The following is a 14,716-nucleotide window of genomic DNA, read 5'->3' as shown; positions in this document are numbered from 1 at the left end:
ATTAAATGGGACTTTTAAAGATTTGCAGAATAATTCACACTCAGGACAAATACAAATAGAGCCTTACTCGTCTGTATTATTAGTCAAAACCTCAAGCGAAACCACTGAGCCTACACCTCCTCCCGCTATTGAACATAAAGTCAGTATAGCTTCCCCTAGTTCGAATAGCAATTATCAAGTGGGTGAGGCAATCAAAATCACTGCAGAGGTAACCCCTTCACATGAGGATATCAAGCAAGTTGATTTTTATAGTGGAGATCAATTGATCGGGAGTAGCACAGATCATCCATTCAGCATAACTTGGAAAAACACATCCACTGGAAATCATTCAGTAAAGGCGGTGCTTATAAACGATAGCGACAAAACGATTGCAAGTTCCTCTTCCATATCTATTGAAATCAATTCTGAAGAAAACAAATACACCCCCCCATCAGTAGGCGATGGTTATTCTTTGTATGTCAATTTAGGTTCGAATGATAAGGTGAATTATGAGGGTAATGAATATGTGTCTACTAAAACAATTGATATAAAATCAGGTAGTTCAAATAGTAGAGATCAAGATGGAACCTTATTTGGTTCAGCTGAGTTTAACGAGGACCTTTACTACCAAATACCTGTCCCTAATGGCATATATACAGTCAAAACCTACCACAAAGAGGTTCATTTTGGTCTAAACGGGGTAACTGGCAGCAAAGGAAAGCGAGTATTTGATGTAAAGATTGAAAACGAAACCAAGTATTCAGAACTTGATTTATATAATTTAAGCAAAAACGAACCTGTTGTCCTCACCCATGAAAACATTGAGGTAAAGGATGGAAATTTAGACTTAACCCTTTCAGCCTCAAGCAACAACGCTATAATTTCCGGTTTTTCTATCGTTGAAAAAGGATTAGACGTAGAAATACCAATTCCAGATTTAAGTGGGGCTAAATTCATCAATGTAGGTGGAGTTGATGATGAATTCCATGAGGGAAATCTTTTCGTATCTGATTATTCTACTAAGTACTTCTCAAATTCCGGAACTTCGGAAAACAAAAACGCCTCCAACTCACCGATATTTCAAACGATTAGATTTGCGGAAAACCTAATATATAAAATACCGGTCGAAAATGGAGTTTATAGGGTAGAAACCTACCATATAGAGAATTATTTTGGAGAAAAAAATCCTGATGGGAAGACAGGAATGAGGGTTTTTGATATATTCATTCAGAATGAGTTAGTTAAAAATGATCTTGACCTTTTTGCCCGAAGTGGTAATCAGGAGACCAATTTGATTTTTAACGACATAATGGTAAAGAATGGCGAACTTAAAATAGAGCTTAAGGCTTCTGTAAATAATGCCCTCCTTGCCGGAATAGCAATTATCCCTATGAGTGGATTAAATAATGATTTAGAAACAGACTCTTTTTTCATCAATGTAGGAAGCGACACAGACACAGATTTTCAGGGGGTTAACTTCGTTTCTGAGGGCAGTAAAATTCAGATACCTTCTGACTCTTATCCTTACAATGTCCCTAGTTCTAGTTCTGACAAATTGTTTCAGTCCAATCGTTTTGGTAAATCTTTAAATTATCAATTCCCAGTATCAGACGGAGAATACACTGTAATTACCTATCATAATGAAAACTACTTTGGAGAGATTACTTCCAAAACAGGAGAAAATAATCGGGTATTTGATATTAATATTGAAAACACCACAGTAAAGAGCAAGGTTGATTTATATGTTGAAAATTCAAACCGGCCTGTAACTTTACGGTTTGAAAACATTAAAGTAACCGATGGTGTATTGAACCTTGACTTTGAAGGAAGTATAAATAATGCTTTGGTGTCCGGGATTGCAGTTTTCCCAAGTGAAAAATTCAATTTAGGTAATAGCAATTTAAGACAATTGATTACTGAAACTGAAGAGGCTTCTACCAATACCTTTACGAGAGAAAATAGTTTCAATACGTCTTTAGAAAATAAAATCTTCCCAAATCCTGCTAGTTCTTATGCTACCCTCCAAACCGGTCAGGATTTAGGAGATTTCTTTATCAGCATCCACAATTTCAATGGTCAGCTAATTTCATTTATAAATGCAGAAGAAGTAAAAAATTCAAATGGAAATTATGAAATACCGGTTCAAAACCTAAGACAAGGAGTTTATATCATTACCCTAACCTCCGAAACAGGTATTATTGAGCGCATAAGGCTCGCTGTTACTCCTTAAAACAGAATTTAAAAATTTAGTGAAAAGGGCCTTGGTTAAAACAAGGCCCTTTTTTTTGTTATAATTGCGAACAGATATAATAAAACCCGATTATACAATAGAATTTGCGATAAATATTACAATCGCAAAAAAATCAGACTATTTGGATATTACAGCATAGCACTGCTAGGGTGAAATTGAAAATAGCAAAGAAATGGCCGATTTCAATTTCAGCACCGAATAATAATCCTAAAACATATTCCGAGTTAAATCAAAAACATTATTACCTCTTACTTCCATTATTTGACCCCCATGATCTTTCAATCAGCTCCAAATTATGGGGGTTAAATTAAACCCTACCCACTAAATACCACCCTAAAAGCACTGATTTTCTTAGGCTTACACAGCTACAAAAATCTACACCTCTTTATTAATTTTTTTATTTATCGCTAAAGCCTTATTCAACTTCTTCTTCTACACATCAATTAAATCAGTATAATTTCATTAAAAACCTCCAATTATATCAACACATTAGAAATTTTAAAAAAAATAAAAAAAAATTTCATCAAAAAAATTTAGATCACCAACAAAATTTAGCTTGCCAAAAGCAATATACTTTTCACCTACTGAAAATAATCAATATCAGCTCTTTTTACACACTACCTCTAGCTGAGAGAATATTTGCATTATAAAATTTTATACCGTTTATTATTGGAATAGTAATCTTTTTTAGAATTTCATTTTGATATATATGAAAATCAAAAAACAAGATTCTTTTAATTGAAATACCATTTTGAGACTTTATAAATCAAAAAAAGTGGGACAAAAAGTTTACAAGCTCCTGAAAAGGAAAATGTAAAACAATAATAAAATTAACTTAAAACTACAGCACCATGAAAGCGTTACTTTTCTCTCTTACCGTTCTATTTTTATTGGCAGCACCACTTTCTAATATTTTTGCAGCCAATTACTACGTTTCTCAAGAAAGAGGTGATGACAGCAGATCAATGGCAGAAGCTCAAAATCCTGCTACCCCTTGGAAGTCTATTGATAAGGTCAATTCAGTATTTAATTACCTCAAGCCTGGGGATGCCATTTTATTCAATAAAGGTGAAACTTTTTTCGGCACGTTACATATAAGTGCATCCGGAACTTCAAATGCTCCCATAAAGATTGGAGCTTACGGGTCAGGGGCTAAACCTGTCATCACCTCTTTTGAAACTGTAAGTGCTTGGAGAGCTATTGGCAATGGAGTATATGAAAGCCAATCATCAATCAATACCAACACTATTGAGGTTTTATTGATCAATGGCGAAGCTCATGAACTGGGAAGATACCCCAATAGCGATGTTGCCAATGAAGGTTATCTTAAAATTGAAGATTTAGTGAGTAACTACTTAATTTCAAGCAGTGAGTTGGGCGGATCTCCTTCTTGGAATAATGGTGAAGTAGTTATCAAAAAGAACCAGTGGATAATTGACACCCATCAAATATCTTCTCACAATGGTGGACAGATTCGTTACAATGGAAATAACAGTGCCTATAAGGCTCAAAAAGACTATGGTTTTTTTATTCAAAACCACATTAACACCCTTGATAGTTTTGGAGAATGGTACTTCAATCCTTCAACCAAAAAAATCAACGTATACTTCGGCACCAACACCCCATCTTCTTTGAAGGTAGAGGTAAGTACACTTGATAACCTACTTATAAAAGACTATCGAGATACTAACATCAGTATAGAAAACATAAACTTTAAAGGTGCAAACAAAAGTGCCATCAGATTAGAGGGCGGAAACAACATTAAAATCAGTGATTCTGAAATCAACTTTTCGGGAGAAAATGGTCTTCTATCATTAGAAGTTTTGGATTTGTTGGTAGAAAGAAGTAACATAAACGACACTTATAACAATGCTTTATACCTTAGGTATGGAAATGACAATGCCATCATAAGAGATAATGTAATCAGTAATACAGCATTGATAGCCGGTAGAACACAAAATGAAGATGCAGCTGGGATAGGAATATTTGCTTATGGCGACAATATCTTGGTTCAAAACAACCACGTAATCAATTCTGGATTTAACGGCATTCAATTCAATGGCAACTACACTACAGTAAAAAACAACTTTGTCGACAAATTCTGTCAGATAAAAGGTGACGGGGGAGGTATTTACACCTTTGGTGGGGTTCAATATCAAGGTTATAAAGGAAGAAAAATTCAAGGGAATATTGTTATCAACAGTATGGGAAGTGAGGGAGGGATCCCTGACAAAGGTATTAATTACAAACCTCTCGCCGAAGGAATCTTCTTAGATGATCACTCTAACAATATTGAAATAACTGAAAACACTGTGGGCAATATTCGAAACAGCGGTCTAAAAATGTCCAATGCAAACACTATTAAGGTTTCGAACAATACTTTTTTTAACGCAAGTGCTTCAATCACCTTAGGAAACAGTAACATAGGAGAAGATACTAGAAACATTACCATCGAAAACAATCAGTATTTTTCAAAAACTACTGATCAACGCTCTTATGCTGTAAAGTCCTATAAAAACGATCTCGTTGACATGGCTGACTTTAATTATAACTATTTTTTCAGACCTTTTGGAGACGAGTTTAGCATAGAAAGTCAGTACGAAAAAAATGGACAAACTTATAGTGCTATGGATGACCTTAAGCAATGGAAAGATAAGTTTGCAAAAGATATTCAATCAATTAGCAATACAGTAGATATTGCTACTTACTCAATAACTAAAAAAATTGGTGATCTTTTTTATGAGAATGCTGCATTTAACAGCAATACCAGGGGCGTATCCTGCAATAACTGTACACAGTCGTGGGACAGCAATAACAAATTAAACGGTGGAGCCATGAAAGTTAGCTCCTCCGGAAAAAGTTCACTTAAAATAAATCTAGGCCGTTTAGAAAAAACCAAAACCTACTTACTCAAATTTAATGCTGTTTCAAATAAAGAAGGTAATATTCAAGCCTATTTAAGATACACAGGAAGTCCATGGGAACAACTTTCAGCCATGAGCACTTTCTCTATAACTTCTCAAGTAAGTAATAATGAAGTCCTTATTTCCCCATATGTGGATGCCGATGAAGTTTCACTGATGATAGCAGTAAATGAGGAAAATTTCACATATTGGATAGATGACTTGGAACTTATAGAAGTTGAGGCATCTTTCATTAATCCTGATGAAGAAATTTTATTTGAGTACAACCCTACTAAAAATAGTAAAACAATCGCATTGGCAGGAGAATATGTTAATGCCAAATTGGAGAGATTCTCCGGAAAAGTAACCATACCTGCCTATAGTTCAATGGTTCTGATCCGTGTTTCAAGCGCTAATATAATTGAAAAGGATGAGGTGGTTGAGAAACCTCAAAAATCAACTGAAGGTTCATATTACCATTTTGGAAATAATGACCAGATTATTTACAATGGTAATACATTTGAAAAACTAAATAGCGAATATTTGCTTTCTACAGGAACAAATGTCTCAACAAACGAAAGCGGAAGTGATGAACCATTGTTCCAGGAGGCAAGATTTAACAACGAACTTCTGTTCAAAATCCCCGTAGAAAATGGTAGTTATACCATCCAAACCTACCATAATGAACTGTACTTTGGTCAGAATGGAAAGTCTCAGAAAGCAGGTCAACGCGTATTTGACATTGCCTTGGAGGGCAAAGTAGTAAGGGAAGACCTAGATTTGTATAAAGAAAACAATAACCAAGAAGTTATTCTTACCTTTAACAACATCGAAGTTAAGGATGGATATTTAAACTTGGATTTGAAAGCCTCTACAAATAACGCTTTAATCTCTGCCGTTGCAATTATACCTTCCTCCCTTGAAATTGTTAAGCAACCTTCTATTGAGTTATTTATTAAGGAAGATATTAGTGATATAGAAGAAGGAGACCAGCTTACACTGATCAGTGAAATCACCAATTTGGACGACAATATCGAAAAAATTGAATTTTATTGTGGTTTGAATTTAGTAGGTACCTGCACTGAAAAACCATTTTTGGCTGTTTTAGATGAAATCCCATCTGGAGAAAATTATGTATGGGCTACTGTTACTAGCAAAGGTGGTATAGTAAACACTTCATCTGAAATTGAATTCACGGTTAATGAGAAAATTATCGAAGAAAATGAAAGCATACCAGCTGAAAATGAATTAGAAAAAACATTAGAAGCTACTTATTACCATATTGGGTTTACAGGAACTGTTAATTATGATGGTAAGAAATTTCAAGGAATTGATCGGGAATACCTTGCCTCTAAAGGATCAAATATTTCTAACAATCAGGAAGCTAGCAATGAAGTCTTGTTTCAATCAGGAAGATTTGAAGATAATCTTTTGTTTGAAATCCCTCTTGAAAATGGAACTTACACAATACAAACTTACCACAATGAAGTCTATTTCGGAAAAAGTGGCAGGTATGAGAAGGCAGGTCAAAGAGTATTCGACATTTCTATTGAAGGTGAATTAGTAAAAAATAATTTAGACCTATATCTAGAAAATAATAACCAAGAGACTATTCTAACCTTCAATTCCGTAGAAGTAAGTGATGGCTTTTTAAATATAGACCTCACTGCGGTTGCTAACAATAGTATTATTTCCGGAATAGGTATAATTCCCGTTTCATCAGCATCCCCTAATAAGCCAGATGTATCAGAAAGTTTCGAAATGCATATCAATACCAGCCATTCTGAGGCAGTAGTATTTGAAGAAACCAGCTTCGAGCCCGGTAACGACTATTTCAATAGTTCTTCCTCGAAAATCTATTCAAACAGCAGTGCCAGCGATGATAAAATCTTCCAATCAGAACGATATGCCAAACAATTGAACTTTGATATACCTCTAGAAAATGGTACTTACACCGTTAAGACTTATCACAATGAGCTTTATTTTGGTAAAGGAGGCTCCTCTGCAAAAAAAGGGAGAAGGGTATATGATATACTTATAGAAAATGAAGTAGTAGTTAATAATTTCGACATCTTTGTACACAATAACAACCAACAAACGATCTTAACATTTGAGGATGTTCAAATAAAAGATGGCACGTTAAATTTGGCTCTTGAAGCTAGTGTGAACAATGCCTCAATATCCGGTATATCAATTATCCAAAAAGGAACAGATTCTCCACAACAGACCCCTAGTTCCGATCATCTTTTCTTCTTAAACGCAGGTAGTGATGAGGATGCTACATTAAGTGGTATTACTTATTTGGCAGAAGCTAAAACAGCCCAATATTATAGTGATAATACCGGACGGTACAACAATTCTAATGCAGAGGTGGAAAAACTTTTCCAAACAGAACGAAGTGGTAAACATCTAGTTTATAATGTTCCTGTACCAAATGGAACTTATACAGTCTTTACCATGCACAATGAAGTATGGTTTGGATATGCCGGGGGTACTGCTAAAGCAGGAAAAAGGGTTTATGACATTTCTATTCAAGGAGAGGTGGTTAAAAAGGACTTCGATCTTTTTGTCGAAAACAATAACAAACCAACTATAATGTCTTTTGAGGATATTGAAGTAACTAACGGGGTTTTGGCTCTAGAATTGACAGCTTCAGTGAATAATGCTAACATTTTCGGAATTGCAATTATAGGAAATGCCGCTAAGAGCACAGAAATAGCTGCTAATTTGAGAACAACTCAAGATTCCTTTAACAGAGGATATAAGGAAATGTATAACAGGGGATACAAAGAAATGGAAGTGGAACCTGAAACAACCGATGAGGATAAAATAAGAATCTTCCCTAACCCTGCCAAAGGGAGAGCCACTTTGGAACTCAATGCTGAGATTGGTGAAGGAAGAGTAATCATTCACAATATGAGTGGTCAATTGGTAAGTCATTTTGATTTGGAAAGCATCAAAACTGCTAATAATCAATTCAATGTACCTCTTGACAATCTATCTAAGGGCATTTATCTTGTGAGTATCAGCAATGAGCAAACCATCATCAACAAACAGCGACTTATTGTTAATCCTTAAAGATTATTATAATATTTTGTCTAATCACAGGGTCCCCAACTTATTGGAGGCCCTGTTTTATGAGCAAAAAACACCTCAGAACGATCATAGGAAAAAGCGAGGTAATACGATTAAGTAGGGCAGGAATTATTAAATTAGCCTTGGTAGACAATTTACCGTCTTCGACTTAAGACTGTTTTGAAAACATTTGCCATTTGGTTTGCAAAATTTCGAATATTATACTTTTCCAAATGAAGCTGTTTTGCTCTTTTACCCATAGCGTCGAGATCTGTTTCTCCTCCTACCATCTGAAGAAGTTTTTTACTCCATCCTTCCGGCGTGTTATCATATACCCAAAGACCTATTTTTTCACTTTGTATGTCAATATCTAAAAAAGAATGCTGGGTCATTAACACCGGTTTGCCCACAGCCATGGCATCCAATAATACTGTTAACCCATAAGTATTCCCCTTTTCCCTTATCTCTTCCTTTAAGGGAATGATAATAAAGGAGGAATTAACATATTCTTCCAATAACTGATCGTATGGCACCCAAGATGTATCTATAAAAACATTTGGTGGTAAATGAGTAGATGCTGGAATTGTGTTGGGTGTACAGTAAATTTTTAAGTTAATAGGGATATTTTCAAATGCCTTGATAAGTATGTCATAATCTCTGTCTGCTGTACCTGCACAAACGGCATAAAGGACTTCAGTCTGATCCCTTTTTGTTTCTATATTTTTGTAAAAATCCACATCCGCTCCCCAACTAACAGAAAAACATTTATTATCTTTCTCCAATTGATTGTACTTTAAATCCTCTTGGGTTTTTAACATCAAATTTTTTGAAAAAAATGCGAAAGCATCGATTTGACGCAAATGCTTAACTCCCACCTTATTCAGAATTGAGTTTTTATTTTTATAATAAATAAAATTTTGATGAGCTAAACCAACTACCGGAACCTTAAGCAGCCCAAAAAATTTAAAAAAAGTAAACAACTTGCTAATTGAGATTGGGTAAGGCATATATATCAGATCGTAATCTTTAATTTTAGACAATGCTCTAACCTGCTGATCAAGAAATGGAATTTTGATCAGCTTCCCAACCGTATCCAACCATTTGTATTTTTGATGTGGGTGGATATCAACTTGAAACTCTCCGGATTCTTCCAATTCAATTTTACCCATGAGGTAATGACTTGGATTTATTCCATTTTTCCAATTATCATATATTTTTTCAAAGGAATATGAGTTTATCAAAAGCACTTTAATTTTCCTTTTCATATACAGCAGCCAATTTAATTTAGCTCCAATTTTTCAATGTTTTCTATAATATATCGGGCGGTGGCTTGCTCTGAACACTTTTCCTTCCACCAAGAAAGTGTTTTTCTATGAATTTCTTCTAGCTTGCTTTCGTCATTCAATAAATCTTCGACCACCTTACACCCCTCGTTCCAATCTTTTATTTGAATAAGTGGAGAATCTTTGTAGAATGGCGTATCAGGTAATGGTTCGGAAATAATTACGCAGCCAGCACGCATTGCTTCAAAATGTCTGAAACACTCTGTCATAAAAAATCCTTTGGGACACAAAACAATTTTAGAATCTGCCAATACTTCACCATATTTCTCAGGGGTATAACCTGCCTTGAATCCATTATTAAAAATTACAATCGATTCAGGAAAGAAAGCGCTAAAATCACTTTTTAATTTTAACAAAAACTTTCTGTAGTAATCATGGGTCAAAATTTTCTCGGGAGGCAACAAAAAACCAAATTTTGAAAACACACGATAAAAATTAATGCGATTCATGTTTAAGTTCCCCCTAAAGAAAACATTGTATTTCCTATCCTTAATTGGTTTATTGGGTAACTCAGGAACTGCATTTACAAAACCTAATGCTAATGGAAAAACGTTCCTTGCTACAGCTTTCGTTCCGATATAGGATTTAAAAATTGCAAAATATTTATCAGAAAAGCTACTTGGGTCCAAGCCTCTTTCATCTGAAAAATAAAGAAGTATTTTCTTTTTATTAGACTTATAATCCCCACTTGGTGGCATGATATCCGTCCCAGAATCCGGAGCTCTTTTATTTACCCTATGATTGGAGTAAATGAAAAATTCAAAATCATCAAACCTCTCCTGCAAAAGGTCTTTTAACTCCTCAATCACATTTTTTATAAACCTAGATTCATTCAACTCCTCAAATCGATAATCTGACTTGTCCTCAATTGAAACATTGGTTAGACCAAACAATTTCATACCTTTAATTTCTGTTTACTAATTAAAAATGTCAAATAGATTTCCAGGCTTTAAACAATTTTCCAATATAACTATCTTAAAGGAATTTTGAGAACAGCCTTCTCTAATTTTTCTCCAAATAATTCAGCGTTGAATTTTTCTTTATACACACGCCTTGCTTGATTACTCATTCTTAAATGGGCACCTTTATCATTTGCTATAAGTTCAACGGCATTGATCCATCCTTGAACATCACCTTTACCAACTGTAATTCCAAACCCTTCCTTGGCTGCATCTATATTGATACATGGATTTTCAGTGATTACAGTTGGTTTTCCTAAGGCAACTACGTCTTGTAAGCTAGTCATCCCTTGACACCCCTCTTGAATCAATGGATATTTTAAGGGAATTAAGATAGCAATAGATTCTTTGTAGTATTTGAGCAATGCTTCATACGGAATGAAAGAAGAGTTAATGGTCACATTAGAAGGCAGCCTATCCATCTGAGGTTTAGATTTTGGTGTACAAAATATTTTAAGCTCATGGTCCATCTTTTTGAAAGCCTCTATTAAGGTGACATAATCTCTTGAAGTATGGCCTGCACTAATGAAATAATTTAATTTATCTCCTTCTTTGCATGTGATTTTATTATAAAAATTAGTATCAGGTCCCCACTGAGCTGTATCAATCCTAGCCAATTGATCCTTGTCCCTTATATCCAATGCTTTCACTGCAATCTCTTTCAATTTTTCACTTAGAAAGATGATACCATCATATTGAAACAAGAATTTTTTACTCAACCAGCGGTAAAATTTATTGGTGGAGTTTGTCTTCATAAAAGGCTGGTGTATGGTTACTAGAATAGGCTTTCTGTAGATACCTAATAGTTTCAATACAATCAACAACCTGGTATTTGACAAAGAGTAGGGAGCATATAAAATATCATAATGCTTACCATAAAATAATATTCTCAACTGTTGGTCAAGGTGTTTTATTCCAAAAATATTACCAATCTTATTGAGTATACGGTATTTCTCATGGGGAAATATTTCAACTTCCACATTTCCTCTTGTTTCCAACTCTACTTTTCCCCAAACATGATGACTCCCACTTTCACCCTTTTCCCAAAGATGATAAGCCTTTTCCATGTTATAGTTATTGACTAAAAGCAATCTTGGTTTATCCTTGACTTTCAATATCGCGACGGTTAGGTTATACTAGATTTTACTTTTATTGGAAGGAAAAAACCTTTCAGTAAAGAGTAATTTCACAAAGGCGATATTGGTTGTAAGATAACGTTTCCACATCCTTCCCGGCTCCTGCATGGTACGATAAAACCACTCAAGACAGATATTCTGCATCCATACCGGGGCCCGTTTTACCTTTCCTGAGACCACATCAAAACTACCCCCAACACCCATGATATAGGGTACGTTCATAACATCCTTATACTTATTTAGAAAAATCTCTTTTTTAGGAGAACTCATTGCCACAAATAGAATATCCGCCTTAGATTCTTTAATTTGATTGGCAATGTCCAACTCCTCTTCTTTCCCAAAATAACCATTCCTATATCCCGCAATAATCTTCGGGGAATATTTGTCTGAATAAATTTTGACAACCTTATTTACAACATCCTCCTTGGCTCCTAGAAAAAAAATCTTATAATTTTCCCTGGCCGCCAAAGCCACCAAATTATCCATCAAGTCTATGCCTGCAACTCTTTCAGGTAGATATTCCTTAAGAAATTTTGCAGCCCAAACTATAGATTGACCATCAGCATTAATAATATCACATTCCACTATTGATGCTCTTAATTCAGGATCCTTTTGAGCATTTACCAGTTTAGCTGCATTCACCACCACGTGATGTAAATTTTCTTTCCTCTTGATGCTTTGATCTATCAATGCTACTGTTTCATCCATGGTTAGGGAGTCTACAGGGACATTACAAATACTAATTCTTTTTACCTCTTTCATCAGATTTTCGTTTTAATAACCTAAACAATCAATTAATTAATCTGGGCTTATTTTAAAAATATTGTATACAATTATCATTCGTCATTACTTCCTCTTGAGAAAAGACTTCTATCATTTTTAAACAAGACAGTAAAAGATAGAAACATCCAGGCTTGGGCCCAACGCATGTATGGAATTCTCGATGTAAAGTGTTTGTTAATTTGATAGTAAAAATATCCTTTGGAAGACTGCATATTATCTACAGTCCATCTCATAACTTTTACGGCCAATTCTTTATATTCTTCAAACTGACCTAACTTATCCAAAGTAATCAGTAACTGAGTAGGGGCATGAATATCTACAGGATAAATACTATTATTATAGTATTTTGGAATCCCTTCTGCTGTGAAAAATGTTTGAATATAATATTCAAAGCCTTTCTTCAAATAGCTGTCAAATGATTGGTCCCCTGTGAACCGAGCATAATCAGACAAACACTCAAGGTTATATCCTGTATGAAAATTGTCAATCCATTGATGGAATGGCAGGGTACCATAGCTCCATGCTCCATTCTCTTGTTGATAACCACAAGCGAAATTGACTGCCTTCTTTGCTTCTTCATACAATTCCTTTTCTCCTGATATGGAATAAACCCGACTTAAGAGCCGAGCACCTAAAAGAGAGGCATTAAACACAACACTCTTATCTAAAGGTGAATAGGAAAATGAAAAATCTCCTTTATCGTCATAAGTACGATACAAATCTTTTAAAACAAAATCACAAGCACTTCTTGCAGCTTTATAAAACTCCTCCCGTTTGGTGATAGCAAAAGCATCAAGCAAAGCACATGCGATAAAGGTGGTAGCAACTACTGTCGGTGTATATTTTGGTTGAAAAAACGCTCTAGCCTGCCAATCAAAATTATACCCCCAGCAGCTTCCACTCCATCCTTTGGATTGGAGCTCCAATATTCTATCTCCAAAAAAATTGATTTTGTCTAGGTAGGCTGATTGAGAATCAATTTCATACAAATTACAATAACTAGTTAGAAATAAACCCAATGCTTTTGGGTTGTACTCCTTTGGAACACCCACTAATGGCCTTAAATTAAGAGGTGCTCTCTTAAAGAATTGCGTCCAAGCAAGTTTTGCAAAACGTGATTTTGAAAGCAAAGGAACAGCCTGAAACAGCCTACTATTCAAACTATCGTAAGGGTCATACCCCTTATACTCCTCTTGGGAACAAAAGGCTTCCAATTGGCCAAAAGAGGTAAAAAAATCAACTGATTCACTCATTGTAATATTTTTTAGGTAACATTTGTAAGAATTCGCACCTAGAGGCATTATCCTCTAGGACAATAATTATTATAGCCAAAACAATAATTTTGACAAACCCTACTCAGGTAAAAATCAAGTCTTATATACATTCCCAATTCATTAACAACCAATAAAAAACTAAAGCGGTTTCGAAAAGAGAAATTATCCCAAATCAATAAAAAGGTGAAAGAGTTAACCTTAAACCAATTCCCTTCTAGACCTTCTCTGTATACTTATTAATAGTACTTTTCAATAAAAGTCAAGAGTTGATCAACTCTTTTGCTCCAAGAATTATTAGCCGCTATATTTATTCTTTCCTTTATCAATTCCATTGTATCGTCCAAAAAGGCCTGTTTTATAAAAGACACAAATTCATCGTCATTATTTGCCTTGTAAACTGTCCCTTTGGGGAACTCCCAATGTCTTACATTGGGCAGATTGGTTATCACCGCAGGTTTCCCGGTTGCCAAATATTGCCACATTTTATTAGGCGTTCTACCTGTATTGGGATCATCCATATAATAGGGGGCTATGGCCACATCCATTTCTAATAATTTTATACTTAAAGGATCTCCCGTCATTACTCCATGAGCTATTACTTTATCCCTCTGAACAATATGTTCGAGAAAATCATCCTTTATAGGACCAATCAAATGCAACTCTACATTTTCTATACCCAATATTTTATTAATTAGTACTAGAGGTGTTTTTTTCTTATCTATAAACCCAAGCAATACCACTTTTATCTTTTCATCCTGCCTATCCAATGATATTTGGTTAATATCAACTTTGGAAAACTCAGGAGCTCCTAGAGGTAACTCATAAGATTTAGAGTTAATTTCTGAGAAGTCATTCACCAACTTTTTTGCCGTGGCTAAATTAAATGTAGCCGTTTTAACCAGTCTGGATTGGGTAAAGGTCGTATAGGCTTTCATCCATCTCGGGACTTTGACATTGTTGATAAAATCATCATTGGCCATGTAAATAAATTTATCAAAAAATTTACCGACCAA

General features: G+C 34.9%; 8 protein-coding genes. 2 read left to right on the top strand and 6 right to left on the bottom strand.

Features of this window, described 5'->3' with window-relative positions:
* Both AAC037_RS06065 and AAC037_RS06060 read left to right on the top strand, forming a co-directional pair.
* A partial coding sequence (locus tag AAC037_RS06065; protein ID WP_339902146.1) for a malectin domain-containing carbohydrate-binding protein occupies positions 1-2,209 on the top strand: 2,209 nt, incomplete at its 5' end.
* 872 nt (positions 2,210-3,081) lie between these two features.
* Positions 3,082-8,211, top strand: coding sequence for a malectin domain-containing carbohydrate-binding protein (locus AAC037_RS06060; RefSeq protein ID WP_339902145.1), 5,130 nt, complete (start codon positions 3,082-3,084; stop codon positions 8,209-8,211).
* A 152-nt stretch (positions 8,212-8,363) separates the two neighbouring features.
* Here AAC037_RS06060 and AAC037_RS06055 read toward each other — a convergent pair whose 3' ends face one another.
* From AAC037_RS06055 to AAC037_RS06030, 6 genes are all read right to left on the bottom strand, one after another.
* Positions 8,364-9,377: a glycosyltransferase gene (locus AAC037_RS06055; protein ID WP_339902144.1), complete on the bottom strand. Its 1,014-nt coding sequence runs from the start codon at positions 9,375-9,377 to the stop codon at positions 8,364-8,366.
* A gap of 110 nt (positions 9,378-9,487) precedes the next feature.
* Entirely contained in the window at positions 9,488-10,450 is a 963-nt protein-coding gene (locus AAC037_RS06050) for a hypothetical protein (RefSeq protein WP_339902143.1), read from the bottom strand.
* A 71-nt stretch (positions 10,451-10,521) separates the two neighbouring features.
* Entirely contained in the window at positions 10,522-11,577 is a 1,056-nt protein-coding gene (locus AAC037_RS06045) for a glycosyltransferase (protein WP_339902142.1), read from the bottom strand.
* A gap of 69 nt (positions 11,578-11,646) precedes the next feature.
* Positions 11,647-12,408: a WecB/TagA/CpsF family glycosyltransferase gene (locus AAC037_RS06040; protein WP_339902141.1), complete on the bottom strand. Its 762-nt coding sequence runs from the start codon at positions 12,406-12,408 to the stop codon at positions 11,647-11,649.
* Positions 12,409-12,482: 74 nt separating this feature from the next.
* The gene (locus AAC037_RS06035; protein ID WP_339902140.1) at positions 12,483-13,682 is read right to left on the bottom strand and encodes a delta-aminolevulinic acid dehydratase; all 1,200 of its coding nucleotides are present in this window, start codon (positions 13,680-13,682) and stop codon (positions 12,483-12,485) included.
* Positions 13,683-13,939: 257 nt separating this feature from the next.
* Positions 13,940-14,716, bottom strand: a 777-nt coding sequence (locus tag AAC037_RS06030) for a glycosyltransferase (RefSeq protein ID WP_339902139.1), incomplete at its 5' end; no start/stop codon positions are given.

The sequence above is a fragment of the uncultured Cyclobacterium sp. genome (assembly GCF_963976465.1).
Taxonomy (GTDB): domain Bacteria; phylum Bacteroidota; class Bacteroidia; order Cytophagales; family Cyclobacteriaceae; genus Cyclobacterium.
This window is presented reverse-complemented; position numbering and strand designations above follow the sequence as displayed.

Excerpts from the sequence above, each read along its gene's own strand:
- AAC037_RS06060 (WP_339902145.1), top strand. The coding sequence starts at position 3,082 with ATGAAAGCGTTACTTTTCTCTCTTACCGTTCTATTTTTATTGGCAGCA.
- AAC037_RS06055 (WP_339902144.1), bottom strand. The coding sequence starts at position 9,377 with ATGGGTAAAATTGAATTGGAAGAATCCGGAGAGTTTCAAGTTGATATC.
- AAC037_RS06050 (WP_339902143.1), bottom strand. The coding sequence starts at position 10,450 with ATGAAATTGTTTGGTCTAACCAATGTTTCAATTGAGGACAAGTCAGAT.
- AAC037_RS06045 (WP_339902142.1), bottom strand. The coding sequence starts at position 11,577 with ATGGAAAAGGCTTATCATCTTTGGGAAAAGGGTGAAAGTGGGAGTCAT.
- AAC037_RS06040 (WP_339902141.1), bottom strand. The coding sequence starts at position 12,408 with ATGAAAGAGGTAAAAAGAATTAGTATTTGTAATGTCCCTGTAGACTCC.
- AAC037_RS06035 (WP_339902140.1), bottom strand. The coding sequence starts at position 13,682 with ATGAGTGAATCAGTTGATTTTTTTACCTCTTTTGGCCAATTGGAAGCC.